Origin of the sequence: Lichenifustis flavocetrariae (assembly GCF_026130545.1) — a bacterium.
Lineage (GTDB): Bacteria > Pseudomonadota > Alphaproteobacteria > Rhizobiales > Beijerinckiaceae > Lichenihabitans > Lichenihabitans flavocetrariae.
Map to the genome: position 1 here is coordinate 12,522 of NZ_JAMOIM010000025.1, position 16,221 is coordinate 28,742.

Annotated in this window: 17 protein-coding genes; 4 read left to right on the forward strand and 13 right to left on the reverse strand. The window is 65.8% G+C overall.

Translation table 11 applies throughout. The features are described from left to right. Nucleotides 1–4: 4 nt before the first annotated feature. Genes M8523_RS25655 through M8523_RS25670 form a run of 4 tightly spaced genes read right to left on the reverse strand, consistent with a single transcriptional unit; the run spans nt 5 to nt 3,502 of the window. On the reverse strand, nt 5–925 hold the full coding sequence (locus tag M8523_RS25655) for an ABC transporter permease (protein WP_282587739.1): 921 nt from the start codon (nt 923–925) through the stop codon (nt 5–7). After that, nucleotides 925–1,776 (reverse strand): ABC transporter permease, encoded by an 852-nt coding sequence (locus M8523_RS25660; protein WP_282587740.1) that lies wholly within the window; start codon nt 1,774–1,776, stop codon nt 925–927. The genes M8523_RS25655 and M8523_RS25660 overlap by 1 nt, the downstream gene beginning before the upstream one ends. Next, nucleotides 1,773–2,348, reverse strand: a complete 576-nt coding sequence (locus M8523_RS25665; protein WP_282587741.1) for an ANTAR domain-containing response regulator — start codon at nt 2,346–2,348, stop codon at nt 1,773–1,775. Before M8523_RS25665 ends, M8523_RS25660 begins: the two co-directional genes overlap by 4 nt. Continuing rightward, complete coding sequence (locus M8523_RS25670; protein WP_282587742.1) at nt 2,345–3,502, reverse strand: transporter substrate-binding protein; 1,158 nt, start codon at nt 3,500–3,502, stop codon at nt 2,345–2,347. The genes M8523_RS25665 and M8523_RS25670 overlap by 4 nt, the downstream gene beginning before the upstream one ends. Nucleotides 3,503–3,851: 349 nt before the next feature. Between M8523_RS25670 and hisC the strand changes: the two genes are divergently transcribed. After that, nucleotides 3,852–4,925, forward strand: coding sequence for a histidinol-phosphate transaminase (hisC, locus tag M8523_RS25675; protein ID WP_282587790.1), 1,074 nt, complete (start codon nt 3,852–3,854; stop codon nt 4,923–4,925). Between the two features lie 72 nt (nt 4,926–4,997). Here the strand turns inward: hisC and M8523_RS25680 are convergent, their stop codons facing one another. The 8 genes from M8523_RS25680 to M8523_RS25715 all read right to left on the reverse strand — a co-directional run bounded on the left by M8523_RS25680 (nt 4,998) and on the right by M8523_RS25715 (nt 12,422). Continuing rightward, nucleotides 4,998–5,246, reverse strand: a complete 249-nt coding sequence (locus M8523_RS25680; RefSeq protein ID WP_282587743.1) for a hypothetical protein — start codon at nt 5,244–5,246, stop codon at nt 4,998–5,000. A gap of 153 nt (nt 5,247–5,399) precedes the next feature. After that, entirely contained in the window at nt 5,400–5,639 is a 240-nt protein-coding gene (locus M8523_RS25685) for a hypothetical protein (RefSeq protein ID WP_282587744.1), read from the reverse strand. A 46-nt stretch (nt 5,640–5,685) separates the two neighbouring features. Continuing rightward, nucleotides 5,686–6,426, reverse strand: coding sequence for a hypothetical protein (locus M8523_RS25690; RefSeq protein ID WP_282587745.1), 741 nt, complete (start codon nt 6,424–6,426; stop codon nt 5,686–5,688). An 18-nt stretch (nt 6,427–6,444) separates the two neighbouring features. Continuing rightward, entirely contained in the window at nt 6,445–7,437 is a 993-nt protein-coding gene (locus M8523_RS25695; RefSeq protein ID WP_282587746.1) for an ABC transporter permease, read from the reverse strand. Further along, nucleotides 7,434–8,417, reverse strand: coding sequence for an ABC transporter permease (locus M8523_RS25700; RefSeq protein ID WP_282587747.1), 984 nt, complete (start codon nt 8,415–8,417; stop codon nt 7,434–7,436). Before M8523_RS25700 ends, M8523_RS25695 begins: the two co-directional genes overlap by 4 nt. Next, nucleotides 8,414–9,928, reverse strand: a complete 1,515-nt coding sequence (locus M8523_RS25705) for a sugar ABC transporter ATP-binding protein (protein ID WP_428351312.1) — start codon at nt 9,926–9,928, stop codon at nt 8,414–8,416. The genes M8523_RS25700 and M8523_RS25705 overlap by 4 nt, the downstream gene beginning before the upstream one ends. A gap of 35 nt (nt 9,929–9,963) precedes the next feature. Further along, nucleotides 9,964–11,109 carry a sugar ABC transporter substrate-binding protein gene (locus tag M8523_RS25710; RefSeq protein ID WP_282587748.1) on the reverse strand — a complete coding sequence of 382 codons (1,146 nt, stop codon included), beginning with the start codon at nt 11,107–11,109 and terminating at the stop codon, nt 9,964–9,966. A 356-nt stretch (nt 11,110–11,465) separates the two neighbouring features. Further along, nucleotides 11,466–12,422, reverse strand: coding sequence for a threonine ammonia-lyase (locus tag M8523_RS25715; protein ID WP_282587749.1), 957 nt, complete (start codon nt 12,420–12,422; stop codon nt 11,466–11,468). Nucleotides 12,423–12,510: 88 nt separating this feature from the next. On the opposite strand from M8523_RS25715, the gene M8523_RS25720 reads away from it, so the two are divergent. After that, on the forward strand, nt 12,511–12,972 hold the full coding sequence (locus M8523_RS25720) for an Lrp/AsnC family transcriptional regulator (RefSeq protein WP_345894300.1): 462 nt from the start codon (nt 12,511–12,513) through the stop codon (nt 12,970–12,972). A gap of 74 nt (nt 12,973–13,046) precedes the next feature. On the opposite strand, the gene M8523_RS25725 is transcribed toward M8523_RS25720, so the two are convergent. Beyond that, a complete protein-coding gene (locus tag M8523_RS25725; protein WP_282587751.1) occupies nt 13,047–14,066 on the reverse strand; it encodes a DUF2125 domain-containing protein in 1,020 nt (339 codons plus the stop codon). A gap of 142 nt (nt 14,067–14,208) precedes the next feature. Between M8523_RS25725 and M8523_RS25730 the strand changes: the two genes are divergently transcribed. Together M8523_RS25730 and M8523_RS25735 are read left to right on the forward strand one after the other, a co-directional pair. Then, complete coding sequence (locus tag M8523_RS25730; RefSeq protein WP_282587752.1) at nt 14,209–14,766, forward strand: gamma-glutamylcyclotransferase; 558 nt, start codon at nt 14,209–14,211, stop codon at nt 14,764–14,766. A 10-nt stretch (nt 14,767–14,776) separates the two neighbouring features. Next, on the forward strand, nt 14,777–16,129 hold the full coding sequence (locus M8523_RS25735) for an LLM class flavin-dependent oxidoreductase (protein WP_282587753.1): 1,353 nt from the start codon (nt 14,777–14,779) through the stop codon (nt 16,127–16,129). Nucleotides 16,130–16,221: the final 92 nt, after the last annotated feature.

Genomic DNA, 16,221 nt, shown 5'->3' on the forward strand with positions numbered 1-16,221 from the left:
GACTTCATCGGCCGCGGATGCGCGGGTCGAGGACGGGGGCGACGGCATCGGCCAAAAGATTGCCGAGCACGATGGCGAGCGAGGACACGAGGGTCACGCCCATGATGATGGGAACATCGACCTGCTGGATGGCCTGCCAGGCGAGCTGGCCGATGCCGGGCCAGCCATAGACGGCCTCGACCACCACGACGCCGCCCATGAATTGACCGATGTCAATGCCGATCATGGCGACGATCGGCAACAGGGCGTTTGGCAACGCGTGACGCAGGATCACGCGGCGCCAGCTCAGGCCCTTGGCGCGCGCCGTGCGGACGTAGTCCTGGTTCAGCACGTCGATCATGGCGGAGCGGACCATGCGGGCATACCATCCGGCCCCGAGCAGGCCGAGCGTCAGGGCCGGCAGCACCACATGGGCGGGCGTGCCGTAGCCGCTCATCGGGAACCAGCCGAGCTCCGCCGCGAAGACGTAGAGCAGCAGGAGAGCGATCACGAATTGCGGCGACGAGACGCCCACGAAGGCAAGCGTCATGACGGCCCGGTCGGCGAAGCCGTTCCGTTTCACGGCGGCCAGGATGCCGAAAACGAGCCCGAGCGCCACTTCGACCAGGATCCCGGTGAGCATCAGCACGAGGGTCGCAGGGATCCGGGCCACGATCAGCGTCGCGACCTCGCTGCGCTGGATGTAGGAGCGGCCGAGATCGCCCCGCAGCAACCCGCTGAGGTAGCGCCAGAACTGCAACGGCAACGGCAGGTCGAGGCCGAGTTGGTGGCGCACATTGGCGATCATCTGCGCATTGGCGCTGCGCCCCGCGATGAGCGCGGCCGGATCCGCGGGCAGGTAATGCAGCAGCAGGAAGGTGACGAGCGCCACGCCGAGCAGGATGAGTGCGGCCTGGACGATCCGCTGCGCGAAGAGCGACGCCATCAGCCGCGCCCCCGTTGGGTCGGGTCGAGCAGGTCGCGCAACGTGTCGCCGACGAGATTGAAGGAGAGCGCGGTGGCCAGGATGACGGCGCCCGGAATGAAGACGAGCCAGGGCGCCGCCTGGAAATAGCTCTGGCTCTCGAAGATGATGTTGCCCCATGAGGGCTGCGGCGGCTGCACGCCGACGCCAAGGAAGCTCAGTGTCGCCTCCAGCAACACGGTCGTGGCGATGCCGAGCGTACCGTACACGATGGCGGTCGGCATCAGATGCGGCGCGATATGACGGAACAGGATGCGCCCGTGACCCGCGCCGAGCGAGCGCTCGGCCAGGATGAAGTCGCGTTCGGCCAGGCCGCGCGTCTCCGTATAGACCACGCGGGCCACCTGCACCCAGTTCACGAGCGCGATGACCATCGCGACGATCCACAGGCTCGGATGCAGCAGGGCCGCGAGCACGATCGCCAGCAACAGCGCCGGAAACGCCATCATCAGATCGGTGAAGCGCATCAGCGCGCCACCGAACATCCCGCCGCTGTAGCCCGCGACGGTGCCCACCAGCATGCCGATCACCACCGCGACTCCATTGGCCACGAGGCCAATGACGAGCGAAGTGCGGGCGCCGAACAGCAGGCGGGACAGGAGATCGCGCCCGAGCGTGTCGGTGCCGAGCCAGTATTTGGCCCCCGGCGCCAGCGGCGCGCCTTCGAGCGAGAGCCCGTCGAAGGGCTGATCGTCGGGCGCGAAAGGGGCGAGCCACGGCGCCCCGAGCGCCGACAGGACCACGACGAGAATCAGCAGCAAGGCCAGCAGTGTCGACGGACGCCGTGTCATCTCGGCGAAAACGCGCCTCATCCGGCCTTCATCCGTTCGCCCGACAGAAGAGCCGCGGCCATCTGTTCGAGGGTCAGCCGGCGCCGCATCGCCTCGCGGCGCAGCGCCCGATGGGCTTCCTCCTCGCTGCAGCGGCGCTCGACCATCACCTGCTGCACCGCTCCGAGCACCAGGGGCCGCAGCCGGATGCGCTCGTGGAGGTCGGCCATCCGCTGCGCATTGGCCAAGCCCTCCGCGTGACGCCGCTCGGCCATCACGAGCGCCGGATAGATGGCGGAGGACGCGATCGGCTTGGCGATGAGCGCATCGGCACCCTGGTCGAGCGCCCAGGCGATCCGGCCGGGCGCCTCAGAACCGAGCAGCGCGATGAGGGGCACGGGTTTCAGGTCGGGCGTCCAGGGCAGCAGCCCGCTCCAGCCATCGTCGGCATCGACCAGGACGAGGTCGGGCAGATCGGCGGCGTCGAGCGGCGCCCAGCGCTCCTCGACCCGCAGTCCCAGAAGACCGAGCTGCCGCGCCAGACGCTCCGTCGTCTCGCCCGGGCGGTGCAGGATAACCGCTCGAAAGCCCTTGAAATGGGGGGTCGGGCTCATGACACGATCCTCAGCTGCGGCTTCAAGGCGTGGGATGAGGACAGGAGCGGCCGCCGCGCCACGAGATAAGGATCGGCCGCGATACAAGGTTGCGACCGGAGCACCTCGAACCCGTCGCCCGCGATGCGCCCCAGGTGAAACGGCAGGCCGGTATGGTTGGTCGCGTCATCGATGCGCAACGGGCCAAGCGCACTCGGCATGGTGTGGTCCGTCAGGGCGGCACGGACGTGGGCGGGATCGTCGCTGCCGCAGCGCACCGCCGCCTCGACGCAGAGCCGCACGGTCGCGTAGCTCGTCGCGAAATAGCTCGACACGCGCCGCTCCGTGCCGAAGCGCGCCGCCACGCGCGCCTTCAAGGCGCGGTTTTCGGGCGTGTCGAGACTGTCGAAATAGGCCGCCGTGGCAAGCTGGCCGTCCGCCACCCCGAGGCCGATGTCCGGCAGTTCGCATTCGGTCAGGTCGCAGCTGACCACGGGGCAGCGCTCGGGGGTGAAGCGCGGGTCACGTCGACCGAGGTCGCGCATCGCCCGCAGGAAGGCATGGTTCGAAGGGCCCAGCATATTGCTGAGGACGAAGTCGGGTCGCCGCGCTTCGACCTCGGCGACGAGCCGACCGATGTCGGTGTCGCCGATCGGCAGGCAGCGCTCGCCCACGATCTCACCGCCCGCTTCGGTCACGATCTCGCGGGCGAGGCGGTTCATCTCCCAGCCCCAGACGTAATTGGCCCCGGCCAGATAGACGCGGCGCCCTTGGGTCGGCAGCAGATGCGCGAAGAGCGGGATCAGGTGCTGGTTCGGGCAGGCGCCCGTGTAGATGACGTTGCCGTTGGCCTCGAATCCCTCGTAGGGGCAGACGTACCAGAGCTGGCCGTCATGCTTTTCCATCACCGGGATGACGTCCTTGCGAGCCTGCGACGTGACCGTGCCTATGATGTGGCGGCAGCCATCCTCCGCCACCATCCGGCGCGCGAGATCGATGTAGCGGGCACCCGACCCGGCGGGATCGCCGAATATCGGCGCAATCGCAAAGTCACGGCCGATCTCGGCCTGAAGCTCGGCGATAGCCAGCGCGGCCCCGTCGCGGCAATCGCTGCCGATGGCGGCATAATCGCCCGAGGTCGAGAAGAGAACACCGAGACGAAACACGTCCATCATGCGCCCAACACAAAAAACCCCACGACGCCGGCCTCGAACGAGACCGCATCATGGGGCGCGATTGCCCGTGACCCGAAGGTCGCAAAAAGAAAAAGCCGCACGACGGCGATGGCCGCAGCATCGCAGCCCTGACGCGCGAGTCAACGGCCATTGAACGGCCGGCGGCGCGACGGTCGCTGAAGAAACGTGCATTCTGCCTTTGTGATCATCACATGGATCGCGTGGCAGGCGCGATGGTGCTGTTTGCCGGCTCTCGGCTCGGTCGTCCCGGTCTCATTCTGCATTTGCCAAGCTCGCCGACGAGAGCAAACTGCGACCACGAAGGTCCATGGAGCATCAGACACATCCGATGAACCGTTTCTGGAGCCGGCTCGTGCACGAGTTGCATCCTTACGTGCCGGGCGAGCAGCCTCATGTCGCGGATCTGGTGAAGCTCAACACCAACGAGAGTCCGTTCGGACCCTCTCGGCGCGTTCTGGAGGCGATCCGAGACGCCACCGCCGAGACGCTGCGCCTCTATCCGGACCCGAATGCCACCGCCTTGCGACAGTCGCTCGCCGCCTATCACGGCGTGCGGCCCGATCAGGTTTTCGTCGGCAACGGCTCGGACGAGGTCTTGGCACACGCGTTCGTGGCTCTGCTGAAGCAGGACGAACCTCTGCTGTTTCCCGATATCACCTACGGGTTCTATCCCGCCTACTGCCGCCTGTTCGGGATCCACGCCGACACGGTGCCACTCGACGCGTCCTTGCGGATCCGGATCGTCGATTATTCGCGCCCCTGCGGCGCCATCATCCTCCCGAACCCGAATGCTCCCACGGGCATCGCGCTGAGCCGGGCAGAGATCGCGGCCCTGCTGGACGCGCATCCCGATCAGCCGGTGGTGGTGGATGAGGCCTATGTCGATTTCGGCGCCGAGACCGCGATCCCCTTGATCCCCGCCTATCCAAACCTGCTTGTCGTCCGGACCATGTCGAAGTCGCGCGCGTTGGCCGGCCTGCGTGTCGGTTACGCGATCGGCAACCCCGGGCTGATCGAGGCGCTGATCCGGGTCAAGGACAGTTTCAACTCATACCCGCTCGACCGACTCGCCCAGGCGGGTGCGATCGCGTCGCTGGAGGATGAGGAGCACTTCCAGCGCCAGCTTTCCATGGTGATCGACGAACGTGATCGGATGACCGAGATGCTCACACGGCTCGGGTTCGAGGTGCTGCCTTCGGCCGCGAACTTCGTCTTCACCCGCCACCCCGCCTGTGGCGGTGCCGCGTTGGCGGCGGGCCTGCGCGAGCGGCGGGTGCTGGTACGGCATTTCGGCAAGCCCCGGATCGCCGACTATCTTCGGATCACGGTCGGCAAGCGCAGCGACACGGACGCGCTGCTCACCGCCCTCAAAGCCGAACTGGAACGTGCCTCATCGAGCTGATTTCGGACGACATCTACGCGGCCGAAGCGGCGACTTCATCGCCTCGATGCGCCGCCACCGTGCGGCGGCGCTTCAAATCACGAAATGATGGGCTCCGAGCACGGGCGCATCGGGGATGCCCATCTGATGCCCGATCTCGCGGACGACATTCGCCCAGAACCCCGGCGAGGCGGTCTGCAGGAGGCCGGCATCCTCGCGCATCGACAGATTCCGCGCGACGTCGTAGGCCGTGTCGCCCCAGATGCCGAGGAGTCGATCGGCTTCGCCGCGAGGGCTGTGCGCCGGGAGCTTTCGTCCGAACCCTCCGGAAATGATCGTCATGATACCCATCGTGGTCGATCTCCTTGCGATCGTGCGATGATGGGCGCGGCTCGTCTCCGCAGTATGTCGCGAAGATTGCGATTTGTTGCTGATTTAAGGAGAGTCTGAGGCCCCTTGTCTTTCAGGGGCGTGAGATTGGCTGCCCCCGCTGCCTCAGGATCTCCGGTGGGCGATCAGCCATATCCAGACGCCGAGGCTTACCAGCAGGCCGGCCCAGGTCACGAGCATGAGCCAGCCAAAGACTGCTCCAGTATAAAGAGCGTCACCGATGTCGATCCCGGCCACGCGACACGGGTGAACGCTGCCTTCGTCCAAGGCGCAGCCGAGGCTTGTGGCGAGCGTAACGGCCAGGGTCAGGCTGACGATCGGCGCCACGCTCACGAGTGTCAGCATCGACAGCGCGGCGAGCCCGACCCGGCGCCGGGCGATCGGCCTCTCATCAGTCCCCGGATGTCAGATGCGCCTTAAGCCGATAGGCGCCCGTGAAGCTGACATTCAGACCGCCGCACTGGCTGTTGTCCTCGACGAGGAGGAAAGGCCCGAGCCGCCGCATCCACAGCTTGCAGTCGGTCTCGTCGCCCTGGGTGACCGGCAGCGTCGTCTTGTCCCCCATATCGAACGCGAGATTGGCGCCCTCGGGCGCGACCTCCGCCTGAAACTCGCCCATGTTCACGGCGCCGCGTTTCACACGGTCGGGATCGAGAGCCCCGAAGGTCGCTTCGCCCTGCAGGCCGAGGCGGCCGAATTGGCTCGGCTTGATGGCGATCTTCGATTCCGTTTGGACCCAGGTCCCCAGCCAATCCTCGCGCGTCACCGGCACCGGCGCCTCGCGGGCGAGGCTGCTGTCCGGTAGCCAACCCGCCCTGTCGGCCCCCGCGGCGCTGATGTAATCCACGCAGGTGAAGCCACCGCGCGACGCGCTGGCGATCACCCTGTCCCCCGCCACGAGATAGCCCTTGGCCCGGCACGCCTGAGTGGCGTCAGGGCACCCCTTGCGATCCGAGGCTCCCTTCACGAAGAAGGTCCGGTCGGCGCTCCGGATCCGCGCGAGGGTGATGGCGGGACCGCTCTTGAGGTCTCCAAACCCCGTGCACACGCCGGGATCGTCCGCCGCCCGGGCCGGGCCGGCCAGGACTCCGGCCACGCAAGCCGCAACGATCGCGGCATTAGATCTGAGCATCGGCCGGTGCAAATTGTGTCACCCGCCGACGCGGCTGGAGCGTCCGTAGAGAAGCAGCATGGCCAGGATGACGGCGCCGTAAATCACCTGCCGTCCGGCGTCCGGCATCTGCACGACCGACAGGATGGATTGGAGCAGGGTGATCAGGATCACGCCGGCCGTCGTGCCAAGATAGGAGCCGCGCCCTCCCAATATCGAGGTGCCGCCCAGCACCACGGCCGCGATGGCGGGGAGAAGATAGCCGTCGCCCATGCCCTGATAGGCCTTGCCCGAATAGCCAGCCAGCATCGTGCCGGCGAGGGCCGACAGTCCGCCCGAGAGCGCGAAGGCCAGGAGCACGATGCGGCGGGTATGCACGCCCGACAGATAGGCGGCGCTTTCCCGATTGCCGATCGCGTAGACCGAACGGCCGAAGGTCGTGCGCCCGAGCAGGATCACGGTCGCGGTGCCGACGGCGATCCAGACCCACACGGCATTTGGCATGCCCAGGATCGCATGGCCGGTCGCCAACTGGCCCATCAGCGGCGTCGCCATGTCCTGGGGCGCCGACCCTCCGGTGCGCAAGACCATGAGACCCTGGGCGACGGCATCGATGCCGAGCGTGAAGATCATCGAGGGGACGCGCAGATAGGCGACACCGATGCCGTTGACGACACCAAGCCCGACGCCGCAGAGCACGCCGAAGGGAATCGCCAGGGCCGCCCCCGCCGCGCCATGTCCGGCGGCGGCTGTCGACATCATGCCCCCGACCGTGACGATCCAGGGCACCGACAGATCGATCTGCCCGAGCAGAACCACCACCATCATGCCGGTTGCGACCAGGGCCAGGAACGCGCCGACCTGAAACTGCTGCAGCAGATACTCCGGCGACAGGAAGGAGCGGGAGTAGAAACTCCCGACGAGCAACAGCGCCACGATGCACCCGAACGCGGTGGCGACCGCCGGATCGAACCGCCGCAGCCCGGCCGGGAGCCGCAGGCGCGCGGGCACGGGTTCGAGCTTCTGGGTCATTGGCCGAACAACTCCAGACGGTTACGGATGCGCAGGAGTCGCAACGAGCCGAAGCTCACGGCCGCCAGCAGCACCAGGCCGAGAAAGAGCGGCTGCCACAAGGGATCGAGGTCGAACACGAACAGGAGGTCGTTGATGGTGCGGAAGATCAGGGCGCCGAACACGGCCCCGATGGCGCTCCCGGCGCCGCCGAACAGCGAGACGCCGCCGATCACCACGGCCGCGATCGAGTTCAGCGTATAGGTCGAGGCATTGGTGGCCGAAGCCTCGCCCGAATAGGTGATGAACGAGAGCATCAGCCCGCCTACCGCCGAAAACAGGCCCGCGAACCCATAGGCCAGCAGTTTGGCGCGCCGGATCGGCAATCCCGACATATAGGCCGAGGCTTCCGAGGAGCCGACAGCGTAGACGGCCCTGCCCATCACCGACCGGCGGAACGGAACCCAGACCAGCAGGATGATGGCCAGCAGGAGCACGAGGCTCGACGGAATACCGCCCGGCAGCTGACCCGTGACGGCGTCGGCAAGATTTGAATCGATGTCGCCGCCGGGCTCCGGCCGAACCCAGAGCGCCAGGCCGAAATAGATCGCACCGGTCGCGATCGTCGCCACGATCGGCTGCAGCCGCCCATAGACGACGATCAAGCCGTTCACGAGACCGCAGGCGAGGCCCGCGACCAACACGGCCACGACCCCGAAGGCAACTGCCAGGGGCGAGCCGGTCACGAGGGTCGAGGCGAGGCAATCGGCCAGGATGAAGACAGCACCGACCGAAAGATCGATGCCGGCGGTCAGGACCACGAAGCATTGGCCGATGGCCACGAAGGCCAGGAGCACGCCCTTGTTGGCCGCCGTCTGCGCGACATTCCCCGTGAACCCGCCATCGTGCTTGGCAGCGTAGAGAGCGAAAATGACGATGAAGACCGCAATCGCCGAGAGCGTCGTCCGCGCACCCCGGAGCCGATACTGCCAATCCTTCACGCGGCGGCTTCCTCTTGCGTCGTGGCGACGTCGATGTTGAGCGCGCCGCGCACGAGCGCCTCCTCGGTGATCGCCGCGCCGCGCAATTCGCGGACGACGCGCCCGTCGTAGAGCACCAGGACGCGGTCACAGCAGCCGATCAGTTCGGCATAATCGGTCGAATAGAGCAGCACGGCCGCCCCTTCGTCGGCGAGACGGCGCAGCAGACGGTAGATCTCCTGCTTGGTGCCGACATCAATGCCGCGCGTCGGATCGTTGAGCAGCACGATGCGGGGCTGCCGCATCAGCCATTTGGCGATGACCACCTTCTGCTGATTGCCGCCCGACAGGGCGCCGACCGGCAGATCGGGCGAGGCCGTCTTGATGGCGAGCAGCTTCACCATCGCGGCGATCGCGGCCGACTCGGCCGTCCGGTCGATGAATCCGCCCTTCGAGATGCGGTCGAGCGACGCGAAGGTCAGGTTCGCGCCGACCGACATCGGCAGCATCAGGCCTTCGGTCTTGCGGTCCTCGGGGATGAGCGCGATGCCCTGTCGGGTCGACTTCGCCTCGGACGGGCCGGACAGCGTGACGGGCTTGCCTTCGACCAGCACGTCCCCGGTTGTGCCCCGCAGGACACCGAACAGGGCGAGCAGAAGTTCGCGCTGGCCCTGGCCGTCCAGTCCGCCGAGACCGAGCACTTCGCCGGGCCGGAGGTCGAAGGAAATGTCTGAGAGCCGCGGCGCCCAGCCGAGCCGGCGCACTTCGAGGACGGGGGCGCGATCGTCCGGCACCGGCGGGGGCTTGGGCGGATAGGCGTGCGAATATTCGCGTCCGATCATCATTTCGATGATCTCCGCGTCCGAGCGTGTTCCGGCCTCGAAGCTCGCGACGTGGCGGCCGTTGCGGAACACCGAGCAATCATCGGCGAGCTCGGCGATTTCGCCCATCCGGTGCGAGATATAGACGAGCGCCATGCCGCTTGCCCGCAGATCCTTGAGCACCTGCAGGACGGTCGTGACATCGCGGGCCGTCAGGGCCGAGGTGGCTTCGTCGAGGATGAGAAGGCGCGGACGCCGCGCCAGTGCCTTGGCGATCTCGACGAGCTGACGGCGCGACAGCGGCAGATCGCGCACGAGCGCCATCGGGTGCACGTCGCTCGCTCCGGCCCGTGCCAGCGCCTCCTCGGCCAGCTGGCGCTGACGTCGACGGTCGATCAGGCCGAAGCGGCGTGGCGGATCGGCGATGATCACATTGTCGGCGACGGAGAGGTCGGGAACCAGTGACAGTTCCTGGAAGATGCAGACGATGCCGGCCGCATTGGCGGCGGCCGGATCGGGAAAGCGTATGGGCCGGCCATCGAGCGCCATCGTGCCGCTGTCGGGCTGGACGACGCCCGACATGCATTTGATGAGGCTCGATTTGCCGGCACCGTTCTCACCCAGCACGGCATGGATGCGACCGGCCTCGACCGTCAGGTCGACGCCATCGAGGGCCCGCACACCGCCGTACCGCTTGGAGATGCCGCTCATCTGAAAGAGCGGCACCCCTTGAACCAAGCCTTGTGTCACTGATTTGCTTCGGACCGGCCCATGATTTCCTGGGCCGTGAAGTTGATGCCGCACGTCGGGAAGCTGTTGCCGACGAAGAAATTGTCGGTCTGGTCCGGGTAGACATTGTCCCCGGCCTTGAAGCCGGGATCCTCGACATGGGCCAGCGGGAGGCGGATGGATTGGGGCACGACGTCCCCGTTGAGCGCCGTCAGGGCCGTCTTGATCGCGACCGCGACCTGGGCCGGTCCGGTGCCGCCCGAGGCGCAATTCAGGCCCTTGGCCTGATCGGCCAGACACAATTTGCGGAAGCCGTTCTCGGTCTCGGCCGCAGCCGGCACCAAAGGCGCCCCGGCGTCCATGAAGGCGCGAACCATGCCGGTCGAGCCGCCTTGCGCCGTCATGCCGTCGAACTTCTTGTGCACCGCCAGCGCGTCAGCCGAAACCTTCTGCGCGGTGCCGTCGTCCCAGCGACCCACGACCTCCACGGTCTCGAACTTCTGGCCGGAGGCTTTCAGCGTCTCCTGCAAACCCTTGTGCCGGTCGGTGTCGACGCTCGTGCCCGTGACGCCGCGCACTTCGAGGATGGAGCCGCCCTTCGGCAGGTTCTTGACCAGCCAGTCGCCCCAATATTTGCCGAGGCCTTCCTGGTCGACATTGACGTTGATGGCCGCATCGGTGTCGATCGTATTGTCGAAGGCGACCAGCACGACGCCGGCGGCCTGGGCCCGCTTCACCACGCCCTTGAAGGCCGTCGGGTTCTGGGCGTCGATCACGACCGCGTCATAGCCTGAATCGATGAAGTTGTTCACGGCCGAGATCTGCGCCGCGATATCGTCACCCGTCGAGACGACCTTGAATTCCTTCAGCTGCTTCTTGACCTCCGGCTGCTCCGCATAGGCCTTGGCGGTCTTGATCATCTGGATGCGCCAGGTGTTGCCGATGAAGCCGTTGGCGAGGGCGATCCGGTAGGGACCGGGCTTCTTGGCGTATTTGAAATACTTGGTCTTGTCGGTCCAGGGGACGAAGCACTGGGCGTCCGCGGCAGGGCCGGCGACGACCTCCGGACCCGCGGCACGGGCCAGAGTGGAAGTGGCGCCGAGGGCCGACAGACATAGGGCGGCAATCAAAAACGGCTGCGGAAAAGGTGTTGTCACCTTCATGTTGGTCTCACTCCCCGGTGGACGGCGTTTGCCGCTTCTTTCGATGACGCACGAACGTTTTGCGGGCGCGCTGCGCGTGAGACTAGGGGTAAGAGGGCAGGCTGGCAATGATCCTGATCCGGGAGCGATGGTGCAGTTTTCAGGCTGTACGCCCCTGTGGCGGGTGCACGACCTTTTCAAGCACAGAAGGTCGAGCCCCCACGAGCCAGCGGCGAGACGGTCGCGCGCATAGACGGGGAGCAGCGCCCAGGCCCCACCGAGTAGCATGGCGAAACGCGCCAATGCGCGGCGAAGTGCGTTCGGACATGATGGGAACCTCGAAATTCGATCTGCTTGGCTTTGACCGGCACTGCCGTCTATTGCGCAGATGGAAGCCATGTCCTGATCTGTTGGCCCGTGAGATTGGCACCACCCAAGATCGTCGCTACACGGCCGCCTTTCAGGGCAGATGCCTGAGCAAGGATAGCCGCGAGCCCCGCCGCGCCGGCGGGTTCGACGAGGCGATTCCATGTTTCATGAGCAAATCGCATTGCGTCCAAAAGCTGATCGTCATCGACGAGAACGACGTCATCGATCGTGCCTTTCAGCCAGCCGACCGCCGACGGGACGGGAGTGCGTACGGCAATTCCATCAGCGATCGTGCGTGCCACGGGTGTAGAAATCACGTCATCCGCATTCCAGGACAGAGCCATACAAGGTGCACCCTTTGCGGCGACGGCGACGACCCTTGTTCGCGGTGATCGTGATTTGAACCAGCAGCCTATTCCGGCCGCCAGAGCACCGTTGCCGAGGGGAATGAAAACCGCATCGATATCGCCGGCTTCTTCGGTCAGTTCCGCCGCAATCGTTCCTGCGCCTTCCGCAATGGTGGCGCTCGCTCCGTCCTCCACGAACTGCAGTTCCCGTTCGACGGCGTAGATTCTAGCGGCCTCCTTGGCTGCGTCGAAATCTTCCCCGACGAGAAGGACCTCCGCCCCAAACCTGCGCATGGCTTCGATCTTGAGTGGATTGGCGTTCAAACTGGCAAACACGACCAGAGATCGCCCATGCCGCGCGGCGTTATAAGCAAGCCCCTGACCGAAGTTGCCCGCTGACGCCGTAACCAGAGGAGTTCTGTCGCCCGTGAGGTGGGCGAGAAAATACCCCGTACCACGCCCTTTGAAGCTTCGGATGGGATTGTCCGTTTCATCCTTGGCGACAAGAGACAGCACCAGCCTGTCGGAATGCAGCAGCCGGGTGTCGAGAAAAATCGGATCAATCCGCTGACGGGCGTCGGCGATATTGATGTCTGAAAGGGGTGCTTGTTTTGTCATTGCGAGATGTTATGTGTTCGCGACGCGGATAAGCCGCGCAATTTACAATTATGCTGCGGATTTTTTGCTAAAGGCTTCGCTGTACCCCATGGACGAGACTGATCGGACCATCCTGGCGATGCTCCAGCAAAATGCCGACATTCCCGGCAAGGCCGTTGCTGACGCGGTCAATCTTTCGGTCTCAGCCGTCGAACGCCGGATCAGCAAATTGAAGCAAGACGGGATCATCGAGAGGATTGTGGCGGTGGTCAGTCCGAAAGCCGTCGATCGCACCTTGTCGGTTCTGGTTGAACTGGAAATCCAGAACGAACATCGACACACGTTGGAGCAATTCCAGCGATGGCTGAGCCGAGCACCCGAAGTGCAGTCATGCTGGTATGTCACCGGCGACATGGACTACGTGCTGCTGGTGGCCGTCCGTAACCTCGAAGAATACAATGCCTTCATCGAGCGGCTCATGAGCGAACAACATGCGCTCGTGCGCAAGTACAAGAGCCTGATCGCCCTTAAGACGGTTAAGCACAGCTTGGAACTGTCCGGCCTCGAATAGGGGGCAGTTGGCTGCATTTTCGCGGTGAAACCAATGCCGAATATCGGGTTGTCGAAAAAACCCAGTTCGAACCTTCAATAAAGCGGCGCCAGAGCAACCCCGGTCTTGAGCGGCCCGACGTAGAGCCGGCCGCCTTTCGCCACGATGGGCAAGGCCATCTCGGACGCCGGGGCGTCGCTGTCGGCGGCGGTCTTGCCGCCGAGCAGGCCCGACAGCGCGCTGCCCAGCTTGACGGCATCGAGTGGCAGGCCGAACCTCGCGGCGATCGGCTCCAGTCCGGAGAAGCCGGTGTCGAGTCGTCCCTCCACCCGATGGTCCTCGTCGAGCCCGAGACGGCCGGAGCCCTTGACCGCGAAGGCCCCCTTGTCGAGCGAGAAGCTCTGGATATGGAGTTGGCCGCCCGCGTGCGACCAGGGATCGAGCACGTCGCGCAGCGTCATGCCGCCATCGAACCTGACCTGCGTCGCAAAGCCTTTCAGTTGGAAGCCCATGGGGTCGGCCGACCCGAGGGCCGCGTCGAGAGCCGGGATACGGGCATTGTCGGCCGCGAGCGTGGTTTCGAGATCGGCTCTGGGGTCGGCGGCGCGCGTCACCGGTTTGAAAGCCAGTTCGACGTGACCGATCCGCGCGCCCTGGTCGGTTCCGCCGGCCGGGTCGATCTGCAGATCCTCGACCTGCAGAAGCCCGCGGTCGAGATTGTCCGGAAGCAGGCCACGGAGCGACAAGGTCGCGGCTGACCAGGAGGCACCGATCCGCCGCGTCCCGCTCACCTCGGCGGCATGGAGGGGTGAAGCGAACGTGACCGTGACGTTGGTCGGAAAATAAAGCCGCGCCTCGGCCCGCAGCCCTGCGATCCCGCCTTGGAAAACGCCGTCGCCGATCGCGCCCTTCAGGGTCGGATGATCGCAGGTGAGAACGATCCCGAGCGGGTAGCCGCCGACACCCTGGTTCGGGCAGGACCAGGAGCGCCCGAAGCTGCGCTCGCTCGCGAGCCATTGTCCAAAGGCGGCCTGCGCCTCATAGCGCGCGAAAAACCACAGCAGCGACCAACCGCACGTCAGGAGAACCAGGCTGAGGAGGATCGCGGGGGCCATGCGAACCGCCCTGGGCCGTACCTCTCGGACGCGTGCGCGCCGGTCCACCGCTCCTCGTCTCGACATCGATTGCTGGTCCTCGAATTGCTGTCGTGGCGCTTTGGCCTTACCACCGGTCCGCGGCAGGGGGAAATCACACGCGATGGCGGCACGCGACGAGTCTTTGTGGATCTTCGCCTATGGGTCGTTGATGTGGCGGCCCGATTTCACCTTCGTCGAACGTCAACGGGCGGAACTCAGCGGCTATCATCGCGCCCTCTGCATCTGGTCGCATCACTATCGCGGCACGGTGGCCAAACCGGGGCTCGTCTTCGGCCTCGACCGGGGTGGGTCCTGCATCGGCGTCGCTTTCCAGATCGCGCCCGAGGCGGCGGCCGAGACGCTCGACGCCGTTCGACGCCGCGAACTGATCACCGGCGTCTACCGGGAATTCGTCGCTCCCGTGGCGCTGGCTGACGGCCGGACCGTCGATGCCGTGGCCTACGCGGCCGACGAGACGCACGAGCAATATGCCGGCCGGCTCGACCCCGAGGCGATTCTGTGGGTCGTCGCACAGGCGGAAGGCGTGTCGGGCGCAAACCTTGCTTATGTGCAGAACACCCAAAGCCATCTCCTCGATCTCGGTGTCGAGGATGTCGGATTGACACGTTTGTGCGCGGCACTCGGGCCCACGAGACCGCCGCACGATCCCGCCCAGTGAGGAGGCCCAAATGGCGCGGCGCTCGGACAAGCTGAAGCTCGGCACCTTCGTGTACACCTTCGGCTACAACCCGGCCGGATGGCTGCATCCCGGCAGCGACGTGAATGGTGCCAACGACTTCAGCCATCTGCACAAGGTGGCCGCACTCTCCGAGGCGGCGGCCTTCGATTTCATGTTCCTGGCCGATTCGCCGGCCGCTGCGGTCGGCGACCCGGACGGGCTCGCCCGTATGCCGACCAAGATGAATCGCTTCGAGCCGTTGACGCTTCTCTCAGCGCTCGCGGTGATGACGAAACATCTCGGCCTCGTGGCGACGGCCTCGACGAGCTACTACGAACCCTACAATCTCGCCCGTATCTTCGCTTCGATCGATCATCTGAGCGGCGGCCGGGCCTGCTGGAATGTCGTGACGTCCGATCACGACGAGACCGGCTATAATTTTAACCGGCGGGGTCTCGATCCCCATGCGCTCCGCTACGAACGCGGCCGCGAGTTCGTCGATGTGGTCTTCGGCCTGTGGGACAGTTTCGAGGCCGACGCGCTGCTGCTCGATCGCGCGAGCGGCATCTATTACGATCAGGCCCGCCATCACACGCTGAACCATGCGGGCAAGCATTTTCAAGTGCGGGGACCGCTGAACATCGCCCGCTCGCCGCAAGGGCGACCGGTCATTGCCCAGGCTGGCGGTTCGGAAGCCGGCATCGCGCTGGCGGCCGAGACGGCCGAGATCGTCTTCAGCCTCGCCTCGAACATCGAGCGGAGCCGCAACTTCTACGCGACTCTGAAGAGCCGCATGGCGAGTTTCGACCGCGCGCCGGACGATCTCAAGGTGATGCCGGGCGTCGTGGTCAATGTCGGTCGAACCGAGGCCGATGCCCGCGCCAAAGTGCAGTTCCTCCTCGACAAGCTGCATCCCGATGCGGGCCGCGTCATGCTGCAGGAGTTTCTGGAGGCCGACCTGCGCGGCGTGCCGCTCGATGCGCCATTTCCGATGGACCGCCTGCCGCAGGAAGCGAAAGGCTCGCGGGCCCTGTTCGACGAACTCGTGGCTTTCGTGAAACAGGGCCACACGGTCGGCGAACTGATCCGCCTCTTTGCCGAAAAGCACACCGGCAACGGGATCACCGGCACGCCGGCCCAGGTGGCGGACTTCATGGAAGAGTGGTTCGAAAGCCGGGCTGCGGATGGGTTCATCCTGATGTTCCCGACCTTGCCCTCGGCCTTGGAGGATTTCGTCGAGCTTGTCGTGCCGGAACTGCGCCGGCGCGGCCTGTTCCGCGAGGCCTACGAGGGATCGACCTTGCGGCAGAACCTCGGCCTGCCGGTGCCCCCCAACCGCTACACGAAAGCCCGCCTCGCCTGATCGCATGGGCCGCGAGCCGCGAGAAGGAACCTTCGCGCTTTCGAGACCGTCTTGCAGTCGCGGCAGGCTTCTTCCCGGGAGCGCGCCCGGCT

What these genes read in the sequence shown, in the direction of transcription:
- M8523_RS25735 (WP_282587753.1), top strand. Translation starts at nt 14,777, where the DNA reads ATGGCGCGGCGCTCGGACAAGCTGAAGCTCGGCACCTTCGTGTACACC.
- M8523_RS25690 (WP_282587745.1), bottom strand. Translation starts at nt 6,426, where the DNA reads ATGCTCAGATCTAATGCCGCGATCGTTGCGGCTTGCGTGGCCGGAGTC.
- M8523_RS25725 (WP_282587751.1), bottom strand. Translation starts at nt 14,066, where the DNA reads ATGGCCCCCGCGATCCTCCTCAGCCTGGTTCTCCTGACGTGCGGTTGG.
- M8523_RS25680 (WP_282587743.1), bottom strand. Translation starts at nt 5,246, where the DNA reads ATGACGATCATTTCCGGAGGGTTCGGACGAAAGCTCCCGGCGCACAGC.
- M8523_RS25670 (WP_282587742.1), bottom strand. Translation starts at nt 3,502, where the DNA reads ATGATGGACGTGTTTCGTCTCGGTGTTCTCTTCTCGACCTCGGGCGAT.
- hisC (WP_282587790.1), top strand. Translation starts at nt 3,852, where the DNA reads ATGAACCGTTTCTGGAGCCGGCTCGTGCACGAGTTGCATCCTTACGTG.
- M8523_RS25705 (WP_428351312.1), bottom strand. Translation starts at nt 9,928, where the DNA reads ATGAGCGGCATCTCCAAGCGGTACGGCGGTGTGCGGGCCCTCGATGGC.
- M8523_RS25730 (WP_282587752.1), top strand. Translation starts at nt 14,209, where the DNA reads ATGGCGGCACGCGACGAGTCTTTGTGGATCTTCGCCTATGGGTCGTTG.
- M8523_RS25665 (WP_282587741.1), bottom strand. Translation starts at nt 2,348, where the DNA reads ATGAGCCCGACCCCCCATTTCAAGGGCTTTCGAGCGGTTATCCTGCAC.
- M8523_RS25695 (WP_282587746.1), bottom strand. Translation starts at nt 7,437, where the DNA reads ATGACCCAGAAGCTCGAACCCGTGCCCGCGCGCCTGCGGCTCCCGGCC.
- M8523_RS25660 (WP_282587740.1), bottom strand. Translation starts at nt 1,776, where the DNA reads ATGAGGCGCGTTTTCGCCGAGATGACACGGCGTCCGTCGACACTGCTG.
- M8523_RS25710 (WP_282587748.1), bottom strand. Translation starts at nt 11,109, where the DNA reads ATGAAGGTGACAACACCTTTTCCGCAGCCGTTTTTGATTGCCGCCCTA.
- M8523_RS25720 (WP_345894300.1), top strand. Translation starts at nt 12,511, where the DNA reads ATGGACGAGACTGATCGGACCATCCTGGCGATGCTCCAGCAAAATGCC.
- M8523_RS25715 (WP_282587749.1), bottom strand. Translation starts at nt 12,422, where the DNA reads ATGACAAAACAAGCACCCCTTTCAGACATCAATATCGCCGACGCCCGT.
- M8523_RS25685 (WP_282587744.1), bottom strand. Translation starts at nt 5,639, where the DNA reads ATGCTGACACTCGTGAGCGTGGCGCCGATCGTCAGCCTGACCCTGGCC.
- M8523_RS25655 (WP_282587739.1), bottom strand. Translation starts at nt 925, where the DNA reads ATGGCGTCGCTCTTCGCGCAGCGGATCGTCCAGGCCGCACTCATCCTG.